The following is a 16,647-nucleotide window of genomic DNA, read 5'->3' as shown; positions in this document are numbered from 1 at the left end:
ACACTCAACACTGATTATTGCCAGCCGCATAAGGAAACAACCCTTACCGCTGACAGCTCAGCCTTGTAGTTATTTAATTTACCCAATCTATTCAGTTGTCAAACATCACTCGAGCAACCTTATCGCTGCTCACCGGCCTTGGCCGGCTTGAGTGTTGACTGCTACTCAAGGTTCAAGCTCTGACTTATCAGTCAGGACCTCAACCTCAGTTAGAGGCAACGTTTTTCAGTATACCGCACTTAGCGGGATCGTCAAACCACATCGAGAGGATTGGTGGAGCTGAGCGGGATCGAACCGCTGACCCCCTGCTTGCAAAGCAGGTGCTCTCCCAGCTGAGCTACAGCCCCATGGACAAACCATATTGCCGAGCCTGGCTGCCTTCTACCTGCGAAATGGTGGGCCTGGGTAGATTCGAACTACCGACCTCACCCTTATCAGGGGTGCGCTCTAGCCAACTGAGCTACAGGCCCTTTGGTAGAGCTTCCAGAAGCTCTCTCGAAAAGTTTTTCGAGGACACAGTTGAACGTGCGGACCAGCTAAGCCAATCCTGACCATCGATATCGATGACAAGCAAGCCAAAAGAAGGCTTGATTCAGAATTCCATCACTCCTGCAGGTAAGTCAGGCGATGGTTGACATGGTCACCATAACCGCTCAGTCCGAAGACTGTCCGCATTCCGCGGAGCGCGTTTATGTGCCATGACGTTTCTCTTTTAGAAAGGAGGTGATCCAGCCGCAGGTTCTCCTACGGCTACCTTGTTACGACTTCACCCCAATCATGAATTACACCTTGGGCGGCTGCTCCCTTGCGGTTAGCTCACCGACTTCTAGTGCAACCCACTTTCGTGATGTGACGGGCGGTGTGTACAAGGCCCGGGAACGTATTCACCGCAGCGTTCTGATCTGCGATTACTAGCGATTCCAGCTTCATGAAGTCGAGTTGCAGACTTCAATCCGAACTGAGGCCGGCTTTTTCCGATTGGCTCCCCCTCACGGGTTCGCGACGGTTTGTACCGGCCATTGTAGCACGTGTGTAGCCCTGGACATAAAGGCCATGAGGACTTGACGTCATCCCCACCTTCCTCCCCGTTATCCGAGGCGGTTTCGCCAGAGTGCTCAACTAAATGGTAGCAACTGGAGATAAGGGTTGCGCTCGTTGCGGGACTTAACCCAACATCTCACGACACGAGCTGACGACAGCCATGCAGCACCTATATAGAGGCCTATTGCTAGGCGCCGATATTTCTACCGAATTCCTCTACATTTCGAGCCCAGGTAAGGTTCTTCGCGTTGCGTCGAATTAAACCACATGCTCCACCGCTTGTGCGGGCCCCCGTCAATTCCTTTGAGTTTCAGCCTTGCGACCGTACTCCCCAGGCGGATTGCTTATCGCGTTAGCTTCGGCACGACGGGATTGGGTACCCGACACACCAAGCAATCATCGTTTAGGGCTAGGACTACCAGGGTATCTAATCCTGTTTGCTCCCCTAGCTTTCGCGCCTCAGCGTCAGTTATGGTCCAGTGAGCCGCTTTCGCCACAGGTGTTCCTTCCGATATCTACGCATTTCACCGCTACACCGGAAATTCCACTCACCTCTCCCATACTCAAGCCCGGCAGTTTCCAGTGCAGACTTCGAGTTGAGCCCGAAGATTTCACACTAGACTTGCCAAACCGCCTACGCGCCCTTTACGCCCAATAATTCCGAACAACGCTTGCCCCCCTCGTATTACCGCGGCTGCTGGCACGAAGTTAGCCGGGGCTTCTTCTTCCGGTACCGTCATAATCGTCCCGATCGAAAGGAGTTTACGTCCCAAGAGACTTCATCCTCCACGCGGCGTTGCTGCGTCAGGGTTTCCCCCATTGCGCAAAATTCCCCACTGCTGCCTCCCGTAGGAGTCTGGACCGTGTTTCAGTTCCAGTGTGTCCGTGCGCCCTCTCAGGCCGGATACAGATCATCGCCTTGGTGGGCCATTACCCCGCCAACTAGCTAATCTGCCGCGACCCCCTCTCCAAGCGCATTGCTGCTTTGACTCGTAAGTGTTATGCGGTATTAGCCTCGGTTTCCCGAAGTTATTCCCCACTCGGAGGTAGGTTAGTCACGTGTTACTCACCCGTGCGCCACTTTACTCAGGTATTGCTACCCTTTCTCGTGCGACTTGCATGTGTTAGGCACGCCGCCAGCGTTGATTCTGAGCCAGGATCAAACTCTCGTTTGAAACCTGTTGGCAGCCCACAGGACGGAGGTCCGTGGGTCCTGCCTGCCCGCCAAGGCTCGAAAACCTGGCGGGTCATTACCTTGTGAGATTTGACCAAGCCAAAGCTTGCATCATCTCACGACTGGCACGTTCAACTATGTTGTCAAAGATCCGTAACGGACAACCGCCTTGGCGGGCCGTTTGGATCAAGGACTCAGGCGCGTAACGCTGCCATGTGTCCTCGAACTTGATGCGCTGTTTTGTCTGGGTGGTACGACTTCCGCTTACCCGCTTGGCTTCGATCTACAATCTCAACCGCCGGTTCGCTTCGTCGTCGCTTTCGACTTGCGCCAACTTTTCTAAGGTATCGAACTTTCGTTCGCTTGTCAACCTCTTTCGCTGTTTTCTTTTCTTGCCTTATCTGCCGTCGGTCCTTATGGCCGATCAAGCCCCGCGGGCGCAGATCCTGCAAGCTAAAGAAGCAGCTCGTCCTACTTAGAGTTTGACGTATCCACCTTGAGTGGCGTCATCACAGCACAGAAACTCAAACATCACTTCAGCCGACGCGCGACTGCGGCCTCTAGGGCCCTTTTCGATTTCAACTTTGCAGTGGCTTGGGTTTGATTGGGGGCGGGGCATTTACCCTATCGCTCTGTCCCAAATACAAACGCTTGGACTGCGGGTTGAAGAACCTGATCTTTCTAGATTCTCCCAGTTTTCACCAGGGCGGCCTCGCCTTCAGGCTCGCGCTTCAACCTCAGCGTTGCTTGCTGTTCGCTGCAACGTTTTTGAATGTAACCCGTTGATGAACGGAAAGCAAGCTTAACACTGTTGAAAATTGCATCTCAATGTTGAAAACCAACCATTACCTATTTGCATTCAATAACTTATAAAAGTTAAGGTTGCACCGCAGACGGTGCAACCTTGGTTTGCTGGAAACACGAACAACGAAATTCGCGCCCCTATCAATTCGCTCCCTAGTCCAGTTTGGGCGCCTTCTGGTATTCCCCTGATTTTTTCCAGGCGCCGGCCTTCACCTCTTCTGCCGTCAAGGCCTTCTCCTTCATAGCGATGTCGTGCACCCTGCGGAAGGCATCCGTCGTGCGCACCTGTTTATCCCGGGGAGGGAGGGTCGCAATCTCCGCGCTCACATACTGGGTCCGGTTGCCGGGATTGGGGTGATCGCTCAAAAACTGTGCCCCGCCCGCGCCATACTTCGCCTGGATAATCTCAAAGAACTGCGGCATGCCGCGCGGGTCATATCCGGCGTCGTACAGGATGTGGGTGCCCATCAGGTCTGCCTGTTTTTCGGCATCGCGCCCCATCCGCAGGAAGTCCAACCCCGCGGCCGTCCCGATACCCTGGGCAGCAATATCTCCGAGCCTGCCGCCAATGGTTGCCTGCGCCGCAATTTGCCCCAGGCCGTACCAGATGCTCCGAGTCTGCTGCTTGGTGATGTTGCAGGTCGCGTGACGCATCACCACGTGGGAGAGCTCATGGCCCATCACGCCAGCCAGTTGCGCCTCGCTCTCGGCTGCCTGGATCGTCGCCAGATTCACAAACACCGATCCTCCCGGCAGGGCGAACGCGTTGATCTCATCGCTGGCGACGACGTGGAAGTTGTACCTCCATGCATATCCGGGAGCGTAGTTCACCAGCTTCTCTCCCAACTGGCGCACGTAGACGGCGACCGGGTCGGAATCCTTCAGAACCGGCATCGCGTCGTAGACCTTCGCCGCCACCTGCTCGCCCTGCTTCTGCTCATCCGGCTCCGTGAAGGCGTTCTTGCATACCGGAAGTTGGATCTGCGTCGCCTCGCACCGGACTGCCGCCGCCATCACTACCACTACCAGCCATCGTGTCAGTTGCTTCTTCATCACCGTCTCCACTCCCTGCCGGGCCGTGCCGCGATTGTAGTGAATCCCACAGGAAACGGGAAAACACGCGGAAAATGGCCCTTTTGCGGGCTATAATCTAACCCTTACCTCGCTACCGCGAGGCTTGGAGCGACGTACCATGCCAATCACGCCCACCCAGAACATCTGGCACAACGGACAGCTCATCCCCTGGGAGAAAGCCACCATCCACGTCATGTCCCACGTGGTGCACTATGGCTCTTCCGTGTTCGAGGGGATCCGTGCCTACACCCAGGGCAGCTCCGCCGGCGTCTTCCGCCTGCCGGAGCACATGCAACGCCTGATCGACTCGGCCAAGATCTATCGCATGCCGCTGCCGTACACCGTCGATCAGCTATGCGCCGCAGTGGTAGATGTCGTTGAAGCGAACGGTGTTGCTCCGTGCTATATCCGGCCCATCGCCTTCCGTGGCTACGGTGAGATTGGCGTCAACCCCACCAAGTCTCCTGTTGAGGTCTACATCGCCAACTTCCCCTGGGGTAAGTACATCACCGCCAGTGAAGGCGCCGATGTCTGTATCTCCTCCTGGTCGCGCCTGGCGCCGAACACCATGCCGTCGCTGGCCAAGGCGGGCGCCAACTACATGAACTCGCAGCTCATCAACATGGAGGCCAAGGCCAACGGCTACGTGGAAGGCATTGCGCTGGACCGCAACGGCTATCTGTCCGAGGGCTCGGGCGAGAATCTCTTCCTCATCCGCAACGGCGTCATCTACACGTCGCCGCTGGCAAACTCGGTACTGTCGGGCATCACACGCGACTCCATCATTACGATTGCCAAGCACCTCGGCATTCCAGTGGTGGAACAGTCGCTGCCCCGCGAACTGATCTATATCGCGGACGAAGCCTTCTTCACCGGCACCGCCGCCGAAGTTACCCACCTGCGCTCGGTCGACCAGATCATGATCGCTGACGGCAAGATGGGCCCCATCACCACCGCCATCCACGATGAATTCTTCGCCCTGGTCAACGGTCTGCAGCCCGATCGCTATAACTGGCTTACGCCGGTGAACGTCAAGGCCAACGAAGAAACTTCGGTCTAGAACCCTTCTGATGCAAGCAAAAAAGAGGCGGCCTGATGGCCGCCTCTTCTGTTTGCTTAGTCTCATAGGATTGGGTGCGTAGGACTGGGTGCCCCATATCTGGCGGCTTTATCGCCAGATGTGGGTTTAGAGTCATCACCAACACCCTGCAAACCCATCTGTTTGGAGGGACCCATCTGCGGAGGAACTCATATGTCGAGGGACTCGTTTTTAGAAGGGTTAACTACTCCCCAACACTATGAACCAAGTAGTAATCTTTGCGGCGAAGGCTTGGCGAAACTTCGCTGAATTTCGCCGAAAACCCGAGAAAAACCGCAAAAAAGCATCCATTCCTGCCTACAATGGCTTCTCACGCCGTTGTTGGAGGAAGGCTCGTCATGGCTGCTCGTCCTTACTGGTCCGGTCACATTCAAATCTCCCTGGTCTCGTTCGCGGTCAAACTCTTTGTCGCTACGGAATCCAAGTCCGAGATCCGTTTTCATCAGATCAGCCGCTCCACCGGCGAACGGGTGAAGTACCAGAAGGTCAGCGCCTCAGAAGCGAACGAATCGACGCCTGCCTCCACCATCGAGAAGTCTGACATCGTTAAGGGCTACGAGTTCCGCAAAGGTGAGTACATCCAGATCGAGCCGGAAGAGATCGCCAATCTCCGCATTCCTTCTCGCAACACGATCGCCCTGGAACAGTTCATTGCGCTCGAAGAGCTGGACCCCGCCTTCTTTGAAAAGCCCTACTTCGTCACGCCGGAGAACGCAGCGCAGACGGAAGCCTTCGTCACCATCCGCGAAGCCTTGCGTGGCATGAAGAAGGCAGGCATCGGCAAGATCGCCTTCGGAGGCCGCGAGCACCTTGTCGCCATCGCGGCGCCCGCCGATAAAGAGCTCAAGGGCTTGATGGCCTACACCATGCGCTACCAGGAAGAGCTGCGGGATGCGAAGGAGTACTTCAGCGAGATCAAGGACGTCACTGTCGAGAAAGACCAGCTCGATCTCGCCCAGGAGCTGATCAAACGCAAGGCGCAGAAGTTCGATCCCTCCAAATGGCACGACGAATATGAAGCCGCCGTTCGCGCGCTGGTGCAGGCGAAGGTTGACCATCAACCGCTGCCGGTCGAAGAGGAACACCGACCGATGGCCAAGGTCATCAACCTGATGGACGCGCTACGCGCCTCGGTACACGGCAACAAGCAGGAAGAAGCCGCTGCAGCCACAGGCCGGAAGAAGCCCGCAGCGAAGGCTACCGCATCCGATGCGAAGCACGGCATGGAGATCGTGAAAGAGACGAAAGCCGCGGCGAAGAAGGGTGCGAAGAAGAAGTCAGCGTGAGCCCCAGTTGCTGGTTGCTAGTTCCTGGTTGCTAGTTGACTCCGCGAGCATTGAGCTCAGCACCGCATTCGAGCAAATCAACTTTCCCTGGTAATGAAAAAGCTACTTCCACTTCTGCTCACCGTGTCTGCCCTTGCTGCGCCCGATGCGACGCCGAGGCAGGCGTGGAAGAGCTTTCACGAGCTGTTGCAGCAGCAGTGTCCTGCGAAACATCTTGAGTTGATGGCGCCTGCGGAGCTGTTGAACTCGATCGAAGACTACGAAACTCAACTCCCGGCACAGGACATGGCGCTGGTCGACAAGTACACGACCCGCGCGTGCCGTGATGTGGCTGCGGGAGCCGCCTGCAACAACACCGGCTTTCTTCAGGCAGCGATGAAGCTCAACCGGCTGGAGCACTTCACCGGCAAGCTATGTCAGTTGCCGGTGGTCTGCACTGCGCAATCGAAGTGTGTTGTGCCGTAGAGAACGTGACCCGAGCGAGCTGCTTCTTTGCGTTTAACAAGACCATTCGATAAACCATACGATCTGGGCGAGACGGTGCGTTTTGCTGCATCAGGCAACACCTTGCGCATAGCACAACCATTTCGCACCGCAGGTGCGAATGCCTTGCTTAAGGGGACGGGCTTCAGCCGTCCCATATCAGGCCCGAAAGAAACGCGGCTTTAGCCGCTGAGGTACCCAACACATTGCCCTCAGCGGCTAAAGCCGCACTCATTTGCAGCTTGTTATCGCACGGCTGAAGCCGTGCGCTTAAGCGAGGCAATTCGCGCTCATCGCGCGAATCCTCCATGCCCAGAGGCGTGGAAAGACCGTGTTTACTTCTTCTCCACATCCACTCGGTTGCCCTTTGGATTGCAGCCCCAACTCTTTTCTTAAAAGCAGGGCCACGAAATACAGATCTTTGTAATACCCTCATCCCCACCGCAGCATCTGAATCGAACATGGCCACGAAAAAAGCAGCGAAGAAATCCGGAACACGCAAAGCCCCTACCAAGGCCACGGCGAAGCGCACACCGACGGCCTCTTCGGCGGTCGACCAGCAGCTTGCGAAATATCGTTCCATGCGCGACTTCGGTATCACCGACGAGCCTGCAGGTGGACATAAGACAGCCAAACTCAGTGAGCTGCCGTTTGTCATCCAGAAGCACGCCGCCACACGGCTGCACTATGATTTCCGGCTCGGCTGGAATGGTGTGCTGAAGAGTTGGGCCGTCGCCAAGGGGCCGAGCTATGTCGTCGCCGACAAGCGCCTTGCGGTTGAAGTAGAAGATCACCCCATGGAGTATGGCGGCTTCGAAGGCATCATCCCCAAGGGGCAGTACGGCGGCGGCACCGTCATGGTTTGGGATCACGGCACATGGGAGCCGCAGCCCGGGCACGACGTCGATGAAGGCCTGAAGAGCGGATCGCTGAAGTTCATCCTCCATGGCGAAAAACTGAAAGGCAAATGGGCCTTGATCCGCATGAAGGGTGGGCGCTTCGCCGGCGACACAAAACCTGGAGCCAAACCCAACTGGCTGCTGATCAAGGAGCATGATGACTTCGAGCGCGGCCCGGACGAGCCGCCGGTAACTGAGGCGGAACCCGATTCCGTCGTCACCGGCCGTTCCATAGAACAGATTGCAGCCGCCGAAGATCACGTCTGGAACAGCAAGGAGACCAGCAGCAGCGGCCAGCCCTGGTACAAGCAACCGTCGAAGACGGCTGAAGAGGCTCCTCGCAGCCCGAAACCACCCGGCAAAGCAGCAAAAAAATCAGCATCACTCGGGAAGCTTCCTAAAGAGAAGCTTCCCGAATTTCTGAAACCGCAGCTTGCCGTGGAAGCCATTAACCCGCCAACCGGCTCCAACTGGATTCATGAGCTCAAACTCGACGGCTATCGCATCCAGGCCCACATCGACCACGAGAAGGTAAAGCTGTTCACCCGGCGCGGCCTGGACTGGACGCATCGCATGCGCCCAGTCGCTGCGGCTCTGGCGAAGTTTCCCGCGACGACAGCCATCCTTGATGGAGAGCTCTGCGCTGTACGTCCCGATGGCACCACCAGCTTTGCCGACCTGCAGGCATCCTTCGAGCACGGCGAGCGGCGGCCCCTTACCTACTTCGTCTTCGATCTGCTGCATCTTGATGGGCATAACCCGCGCGATCTGCCGCTGTTGAAACGCAAAGCCATGGTGGAGCCGCTGCTCACACAGCTTGACCATCCACAAATCCAGTTCTCGCAGCATCTGCAGGGCGACGCCAAGGCGATCTTTCAGAACGCCTGCAGCCTGCATGCGGAGGGCATCATTTGCAAGCGCGGTGACGCTCCCTATCGCGCAACACGTTCGCCAGAGTGGCTGAAGCTTAAGTGCATTCGCGAGCAGGAGTTCGTCGTCGGAGGCTTTACCCTTCCCTCTAATGCCATCCGCGGCGTCGGCGCGCTGTTGCTTGGCTACTACAACGAACAGAAGCAGCTCATCTATGCCGGGCGAACCGGCACCGGCTTCAATGCCAAGATTCATAAGATGCTCCGCGACAAGCTCGAGACCCTGCGACAGAGCAAACCCGCGTTTTACGCGGTGCCGCCAGATGGGCGCACTGGAGCCATCTGGGTGAAACCTGAGCTCGTTGCGCAGGTCACCTTTACAACGTGGACGGCTGACAACCTTGTACGGCAAGCCGCCTTCCAGGGGCTTCGCGAAGACAAGCCTGCGGAAGAAGTTCGCCGCGAAGAGCCAACAGTCGCTCCTTCCGCCAAGCACGAGAGAGGACGGATGCCGATGCCGCAAGCGTCTCTGAAGGTGACGGAGCAAAAATCCTCTGCAGCAAGCGTCGCGACGAAAAAGAAGGCGACAGAGAAGGCCGCGCCTGTCCGCCTGACGCACCCCGACAAGATTCTCGATACCGCCAGTCAGCTCACCAAGCGGCAGCTCGCGGAGTATTACTGGGCGGTTGCGCCGTATATGTTGCCGCATATTGCCAATCGTCCGCTGTCACTGGTGCGATGCCCTGATGGCGCCGGCAAGCAATGCTTCTTCCAGAAACATGTAAATCACATGCTGCCACCAGGCATCACGGGAACCCCGGTGCCCGACAAAAAGACCCGGGAGATCGAACAGTACATCACTCTCTCCACACCGGAGGCCCTGGCGGGCCTGGCGCAGATGGGAGTACTCGAGGTTCATCCCTGGGGATCGAAGAACGACGATCTCGAAAGGCCCGATCGCGTTGTCATCGATCTCGATCCCGATACAGCTATCCCCTGGAACACACTCTGCGAGGCGGCTGCGGACGTACGTGCTCGCCTGAAGAAGCTCGGGCTTACTTCTTTCTTGAAGACCACCGGAGGCAAGGGACTGCACGTCGTCATTCCCATCACGCCGAAGCATGAGTATCCAGCGGTGAAAGAGTGGGCGCATGAGCTGGTCCTGCAGATGGAGCGGGACAATCCGCGGCTGTATCTCACCAAGATGAGCAAGGCCGCACGCGCAAACCACATCTTTCTCGACTATCTTCGCAATGAACGTGGAGCTACGGCAGTGGCTCCCTTCAGCCCACGTGCTCGCGAAGGGGCGCATGTTTCACTCCCGCTTCCATGGACTGATCTCAAACTTCCTGAGCGGCCTGTCTTTACGGTTGTCGACTTTGAGACATGGAAGCCGCGGCTTAAGCGTGATCCGTGGAAAGAGATGGGGAAGATCAAACAGCAGTTGCCGATTTAGTGCGGCAGCTTTGCTGCATTGTTTATCTATTGCGCGAAGCGCTGTCATTTCGCACTGCCGGTGCGAATGTCTTGCTTAAGGGGACGGCTTCAGCCGTCCCGTAGAAAGTCTTCATACTGATGCGGCTTTAGCCGCTGAGGTCAATGTTTTGGAGAAGCAGATCTCTCCGCTTCGCTGTGAGATGACAAACAAAAATGCGGTCAGATGGAGTATTGCGATGCGACTAGATTAGCCCTCAGCGGCTAAAGCCGCTTACTTTCGCAGCATCAAATTCGCACGGCTGAAGCCGTGCGCTTAAGCAAGACAATCGCGTAGCGCGATACTTCTTCTTCGCGGCTTTCGCTGCGAAGAAGAAACAATAAAGCGGATCCTTCACTTCGTTAAGTATGACAACGAAGAGAGCTACGCGTTCTCGACCAGGCACAGTCTTAACGCTTTAACTTTTAACTTTCAACTTTTAACTCTTCAAGCCAAAGCCATACACCGTCTCTGACTCGAAGACCTCTCCCGGGCGAAGCACAATCGGGGGGAAGTTGGCGTGGTTTGGAGAATCGGGAAAGTGCTGTGTCTCGAAGCAGAAACCGGTGCGGGCTGTATAGACCTTGCCGAAGCGGCCGACCAGTACACCCTTTAGATTGTTGCCGGAGTAAAACTGCATCCCAGGCTGGTCTGTCGTCACCGTCAGAGTGCGTCCGCTCTCCGGCTCATACGCCTGTGCCGCGACACGCATCGTTCCCGCAGCACCGTTCAGCACCCAGGTATGGTCGTAGCCTTTGGCGAACGTCAACTGTTCGAAGTCTGCATCGGCGCGATCCGCAATGGCATGCTCTGTGCGGAAGTCCATCGGCGTTCCCTCGACAGCAGCCAGCTCGCCCGTCGGGATAGAGGTTGCATCGGTGGGCACGAAGGCATCCGCGTTGATGACGATGCGCGTATTGGTAATGTCGCCCCGGTCGTCGCCGCGCAGATTCCAGTAGGCGTGATTGGTGAGATTGACCACCGTCGTCTTATCACTGGTCGCGCGATAGTGAATATGCAGATCGCCGCCTTTCAGCGTATAGGTCACCGTGACCGTCATTGTCCCGGGAAAGCCCATGTCACCATCCGGCGAGACCAGCGACAGCGACACGCCATTTGGCACTTCCCTCGCAGTCCAGAGCTTCTTGTCGAAGCCCTGCGGTCCACCATGCAGTGCGTTCTGCCCGTTGTTCTGCGGAATCTGGAAGGTCTGTCCGTCCAGCTCAAACTTGCCGCCGGCGATGCGGTTCGCGACGCGTCCAACCGTGGCGCCGAAGAACGCGGTATCGCGCAGCCACTCTTCCAGAGTGTCGTAGCCCAATGAGATATGAGCCATCTCGCCGTTACGGTCTTTCGTCTTCACGCTGACCAGGCGGCCGCCCCAGTTCATGACGCGAGCCTCTACCTGCTCGCTCTTCAGTGTGAAGATCTCTACCTCTGACCCGTCCGGCAACGCGCCGAAGACGGCCTTGCTCACCACAACCTCTCCACCCATCCTTAACCTCATCCCTCTGCGATTCGATTTACGCGAACATCCTTGACTCTACCTCCCGCCGCCGAACTTCAGGAAATCCGGTCTGTTTCCAGCGACTTCCACTGATGCTTTGGTTGCAACTACGAACGATTTCCATCGAATGCCTCCAAATTCCTTGCCACCCCTTATCCCCGTCAACTATGCTCTGTCCGGAGGGCCATACTGGTCTGACCAAAAATCCCCTTGGAGACCATCGCATGGCTGCAGTAACTCGCCCATCGAACTCGCCCAACCTTCGTGCAGTCGCTGACCCAGCGAACTCATCGAACCTTCGTTGGGTTGTCTGCTTCCTTCTCTTCCTTGCGACCACAATCAACTACATGGACCGTTCGGTCTTCTCGTTGATTGAGCCCGTCCTGCACGGTGTCTCCTTCATGGGTTGGAACCCCGCAGCCGACAAGTTCCACCAGCCGACCTTCGATAACAACTTCGGCAATGTCGTTATCTTCTTTCAGATCGCGTATGGCGTTGGCCTGCTGATCTCCGGCCGCGTCGTCGACCGTCTTGGAACGAAGGCAGGATACGCGCTTGCGATCGCAGTGTGGGGTCTGGCCTCCATGAGCCACTCCCTCGTAACGTCCGTCGTAGGTTTCTACATTGCACGGGTCTGCCTCGGTCTGGGCGAAGCCGGTAACTTCCCCGCGGCCATCAAGGCTACGTCTGAGTGGTTCCCTTCGGAAGAGCGTGGCCTGGCAACTGGTCTGTTCAACTCCGGCGCGAACTTCTCCGCCCTGATCGCGCCACTATTGGTCTCCGCCGTCACCATCCACTTCGGCTGGCGTTATGCCTTCGTCGCCACGGGCTCCATGGGCGTGGGTTGGCTGGTGCTGTGGTTGCTCTTCCCTTATGCTCGACTGCGTCCCTCGCAGGACACCCTGACGCAACAGTATGTTGCCCTGCCTGCCGAGAAGCAGAGCTTCCTCTCGATCCTGCTGACGCGCCGCGCCTGGGCCTTTGCGCTTGGTAAGGGGCTCACCGATGGCGTGTGGTGGTTCTATCTCTTCTATCTGCCCCAATTCCTCAACCGGAACTACGGTCTTGAGTTGCGCGCGCAGTACTGGTTCCTGGTCACGGTGTACCTCTTCTCGTCGGTTGGCTCCATCTTTGGCGGGGCACTCTCAGGCATCCTGATGAAGCGCGGACTCTCCATCAACGCAGGCCGCAAGATCGCCATGCTCTCCATGGCCATCTGTGTGATCCCCATCATCTTTGTGCCGCATGTCGGCTCGCTGTTCGCCAACAATCCGTGGCCGGCGACTGCCCTCTTCGCCCTGGCCGCTGCCGCGCATCAGGGCTGGTCTGCCAACCTCTTCTCCACTACCGGTGACATGTTCCCGTCGAGCGCGGTCTCCACGGTCGTTGGTTTCGGGGGAGCGATGGGAGCGCTGGGCGGCGCGGTCTTTACCGCAGTAGTGAAGAAGAACCTCTCGCTGCATCCCGCGTTGATCTTTACGCTCGCCGGTTCGGTGTACCTGCTGGCGCTGTTGATCATGCATCTGCTGGTGCCACGCATGGGACGTCCGCGCGAAGCCGTCGAATAGGTTGAACCAGTTCGGCCATTCTCCGGACCAAAGTGGTATGCTTCCAGCGACCGCAAGGATTTGATTACGAGCCATGCCGACGAAGACAGCCAACAATCGCACCACCGGGAAACCACACTCTCAGCTCACCATGCAGGTGGTGGAGCACGTCCGTTCTCTGATCGCCCGCGGCGAGCTGCGCCCCGGCGATCGTCTGCCGCCTGAGCGCGAACTCGCGAAGAAGCTCGACATCTCCCGCTCTTCGCTTCGTGCCGGCATCGGATTTCTCTCGGCCATGGGCGTGCTGAAGTCGCGGCACGGCGCGGGCACCTTCGTCTCCGACGGCCCGCCGGCACTGGACCGCAACTCACTGAATGTTCTGGGAGCACTGCACGGCTTCCTGCCATGGCAGATGTTTGAGGCGCGCCTTGTGCTGGAAGCGGATCTCGCCGCACTTGCCGCCGAACGCGCCACCGACGAACATATCGCTGCCCTCGCCGAAGAGGTTGCCGAGATGTACGCCTCGCTGGAGCAACCGCAGGAGTACCTGATCCACGACGTCCGGTTTCACCGCACCATCGCTGTAGCTGCGGGGAATCCCATCCTGGCGACACTGATGGAAACCATCACGGCGGCCCTGTATGACGTCCGTTCCAAGACAGTGGCGCAGTCGACCGACCGCAAGGAGTCGGCGGAGATGCACCGTGCGATCTATCGGGCGATCCGGGCGCGCAATCCCGAGGGAGCGCGCGATGCCATGCGGGAACACCTCTATCGGGCCCGCGCCTCGCAGGATATGGAAGTGCCCACGAATAATGAGGCTGCCGCTAAGCAGGGATCGAACTAGGGCGGGTACCTGATGATTCCAAGCGCTGAAGGCGCGCTCCATACCAGCCTGGGGCAACGCCCCAGGTTTTCGTTCCAATGAGGGGCGAGGGCTGAAGGCCCGATCTATAGTTTGTCAGTACAGCCAGTCAATCCATTCTTAAGGATGTATCGGATCCATGTCTCCAGAAATATAGAGCGGGCTTTCAGCCCTTCGTGTTTCTGTGAACCAAGTACCTGGGGCGTTGCCCCAGGCTGGTATAGAACGCGCCTTCAGCGCTTCCACCCCGATAAACACGTTTGTCTGACCCGGTCTCTGCCTCCCACCCGGTTATCCTTAACAACTGACCATGTCTGACCAGCACAAGCCCGGCACCTTCTACCTGACCACGCCGATCTACTACGTCAATGCGCGTCCGCACATCGGCCATGCCTACACCACGCTCGCGGCCGATACGATTGCGCGCCGCCAGCGCCTGTTGCGCGGCAACGACAACGTCTACCTCCTTACCGGCACCGATGAGCACGGCCAGAAGGTCCAGCGCTCCGCCGCAGCCGCCGGCATTACGCCGCAGCAGTTTACCGACGAGGTCTCGGCCAACTTCCGTGCCCTGTGGGACCGGATGGGTATCACCTACAACGACTACATCCGCACCACCGAGAAACGCCACGCTAAGGGCGTGCAGGCGCTGTTCAACCGTCTCTACGAGGGCGGACACATCTATCTGGACAGCTATACCGGCAGCTACTGCGTCTCCGACGAGGCCTTTGTCGATCTCCCCCCGGGAACGCCCTGCCCTGACTGCGGACGTCCGCTGGAGACCGTCACCGAAGAGAACTTCTACTTCCGCCTCTCGGGCTTTCAGCTTCAGCTGATCGATCTCATTGAGTCGGGCCGCTTCGCTGTCGAGCCGGAAGCTCGCCGCAACGAGGTGCTGAGCTTCCTGCGCGGCAATGTCGCCGCCGCACCCGCCGAGTCGCTAGAGCTCTCCGCCGCCGGCACAGCCTATATTCCCGGAGCGCTGAAGGACCTTTCCATCTCCCGCTCCAGTTTCGACTGGGGCATTCCCGTCCCTGAGCCCGCCGCCTCCGAGAGCAAGCAGAAGCACGTCATCTACGTCTGGCTGGATGCCCTGGCAAACTACATGACTGCTCTCGGCTTTGCGCAGGAAGGTTGCGAGAACTACGACAAGTTCTGGCCCGCCGATCTCCACCTCGTCGGCAAAGAGATCATCCGCTTCCACTGCATCTACTGGCCGGCCTTCCTTCTGGCGGCCGGTCTGCCGCTGCCGAAGATGGTGCAGGCGCATGGGTGGCTGCTCTTCGAAGAGAGCAAGATGAGCAAGTCGCGCGGCAATATCGTGCGCGCCGAGACCATTCTGGACGCCTTCGGCAGCCTGAAGCCCGAAGCTACGCCGGAAGAGCAAGACCTCTTCGGAACCGACGTGTTGCGTTACTTCCTGATGCGCGAGATTCCCTTCGGCCAGGATGGCAGCTTCAGCTTCGATGCGCTGGTGCAGCGCTATAACTCCGACCTCGCCAACGGTTACGGCAACCTGGTCAGCCGCACCCTGGCAATGATTGAGAAGTACTTCGGGGGCATTGTCCCGAACATCTCGAACACTGAGACGATGGGTTCTCATCCCCGCGAAGCCCTCTTGGGCGATGTCCCGACCGATTACGACTTCGGCGCGCATCTGCAGCGGATCTGGAATCTGATCGCCGTCACCGACGGCTACATCACGGCCAATGCACCGTGGAAGCTCGCGGCTGACGAGACCAAGAAGGAACAGCTTGCCGAGGTGCTGTACAGCGCGACGGAAGCGATCCGTCATCTGACTGCGGCGCTCTATCCCTATCTCCCTTACACCACCTGCAAGGTCTGGGCGCAACTCGGACTCGGCCAAATGACTGAGGCTGCCAACAGTGGTGAACTCAAAAACCTCGAATGGGGCGGACTACAGCCGGGCACGAAGCTGGGCACGCTTGCTCCTATCTTCCCGCGCGCACCCAAGGAACTGATTCAGAAGATGACTGACACCGAACAGAAGCCCGTTGCCACCGAAGCCGCCACAGCAGTCGCCGAAGTCTCTGCACCTGCACAGGCCGCTGCTCCCGCAGAGAATGCCAACGGCATTCCCGCTATCGCCGAGACCATCACCATCGACGACTTCGCCAAGGTCGACCTGCGCGTCGCCAAGGTGCTCGCGGCGGAGCGCATTCCCAAGGCGGACAAGCTGCTGAAGCTGCAGGTAGACCTGGGCTTCGAGCAACGGCAGATCCTCTCCGGCATTGCCGAGTTCTATGAGCCCGAACAGCTCATCGGCCGGACGGTTGTCATTGTTGCGAACCTCGCTCCCCGCAAGATGCGTGGTCTGGAGTCGAACGGCATGATTGTGGCCGCCAGCATCGGCGACCACGGGCATCCCTACCTGGCCACCTTCCTCGAAAGTCTGCCGCTGGGAGCACGCCTGAAGTAGAGCAATTCTCCTAATACTGTGGAGTTGGATAAATCCGCGAATGCCGTTTTCTTCGCGGAAAACGGCGCAAACAGCCAAAACTCCG

At 58.0% G+C, this 16,647-nt stretch carries 9 protein-coding genes, 2 tRNA genes and 1 rRNA gene; 7 read left to right on the top strand and 5 right to left on the bottom strand.

Features of this window, described 5'->3' with window-relative positions; genetic code table 11:
- Positions 1–271: 271 nt before the first annotated feature.
- The 4 genes from OHL21_RS00710 to OHL21_RS00695 form a co-directional block, all read right to left on the bottom strand.
- A tRNA-Ala gene (locus OHL21_RS00710) sits at positions 272–347 on the bottom strand.
- A gap of 46 nt (positions 348–393) precedes the next feature.
- Positions 394–470: transfer RNA gene (locus OHL21_RS00705), tRNA-Ile, on the bottom strand.
- Positions 471–716: 246 nt separating this feature from the next.
- A 16S ribosomal RNA gene (locus OHL21_RS00700) occupies positions 717–2,216 on the bottom strand.
- Positions 2,217–3,172: 956 nt separating this feature from the next.
- The gene (locus tag OHL21_RS00695) at positions 3,173–4,072 is read right to left on the bottom strand and encodes a M48 family metalloprotease (RefSeq protein WP_263415326.1); all 900 of its coding nucleotides are present in this window, start codon (positions 4,070–4,072) and stop codon (positions 3,173–3,175) included.
- A 139-nt stretch (positions 4,073–4,211) separates the two neighbouring features.
- On the opposite strand from OHL21_RS00695, the gene OHL21_RS00690 reads away from it, so the two are divergent.
- The 4 genes from OHL21_RS00690 (at position 4,212) to ligD (ending at position 10,185) form a co-directional block, all read left to right on the top strand.
- Positions 4,212–5,153, top strand: a complete 942-nt coding sequence (locus OHL21_RS00690) for a branched-chain amino acid transaminase (RefSeq protein ID WP_263415325.1) — start codon at positions 4,212–4,214, stop codon at positions 5,151–5,153.
- Between the two features lie 377 nt (positions 5,154–5,530).
- Positions 5,531–6,478 carry a non-homologous end joining protein Ku gene (gene ku / locus OHL21_RS00685; RefSeq protein WP_263415324.1) on the top strand — a complete coding sequence of 316 codons (948 nt, stop codon included), beginning with the start codon at positions 5,531–5,533 and terminating at the stop codon, positions 6,476–6,478.
- 93 nt (positions 6,479–6,571) lie between these two features.
- On the top strand, positions 6,572–6,943 hold the full coding sequence (locus tag OHL21_RS00680; protein WP_263415323.1) for a hypothetical protein: 372 nt from the start codon (positions 6,572–6,574) through the stop codon (positions 6,941–6,943).
- Between the two features lie 479 nt (positions 6,944–7,422).
- Positions 7,423–10,185 carry a DNA ligase D gene (gene ligD, locus OHL21_RS00675; protein ID WP_263415322.1) on the top strand — a complete coding sequence of 921 codons (2,763 nt, stop codon included), beginning with the start codon at positions 7,423–7,425 and terminating at the stop codon, positions 10,183–10,185.
- Between the two features lie 457 nt (positions 10,186–10,642).
- On the opposite strand, the gene OHL21_RS00670 is transcribed toward ligD, so the two are convergent.
- Complete coding sequence (locus tag OHL21_RS00670; protein WP_263415321.1) at positions 10,643–11,680, bottom strand: aldose epimerase family protein; 1,038 nt, start codon at positions 11,678–11,680, stop codon at positions 10,643–10,645.
- Positions 11,681–11,934: 254 nt separating this feature from the next.
- Between OHL21_RS00670 and OHL21_RS00665 the strand changes: the two genes are divergently transcribed.
- The 3 genes from OHL21_RS00665 (at position 11,935) to metG (ending at position 16,562) form a co-directional block, all read left to right on the top strand.
- On the top strand, positions 11,935–13,278 hold the full coding sequence (locus OHL21_RS00665) for an MFS transporter (protein WP_263415320.1): 1,344 nt from the start codon (positions 11,935–11,937) through the stop codon (positions 13,276–13,278).
- A 73-nt stretch (positions 13,279–13,351) separates the two neighbouring features.
- On the top strand, positions 13,352–14,104 hold the full coding sequence (locus OHL21_RS00660; RefSeq protein ID WP_263415319.1) for a FadR/GntR family transcriptional regulator: 753 nt from the start codon (positions 13,352–13,354) through the stop codon (positions 14,102–14,104).
- A 328-nt stretch (positions 14,105–14,432) separates the two neighbouring features.
- Positions 14,433–16,562 (top strand): methionine--tRNA ligase, encoded by a 2,130-nt coding sequence (gene metG / locus OHL21_RS00655; RefSeq protein ID WP_263415318.1) that lies wholly within the window; start codon positions 14,433–14,435, stop codon positions 16,560–16,562.
- Positions 16,563–16,647 lie beyond the last annotated feature (85 nt).

The sequence above is a fragment of the Terriglobus albidus genome (genome assembly GCF_025685425.1).
Classification (GTDB): domain Bacteria; phylum Acidobacteriota; class Terriglobia; order Terriglobales; family Acidobacteriaceae; genus Terriglobus; species Terriglobus albidus.
Note: the sequence above shows the minus strand (reverse complement) of the source record. Positions and strands in the feature narration are given on the sequence as shown.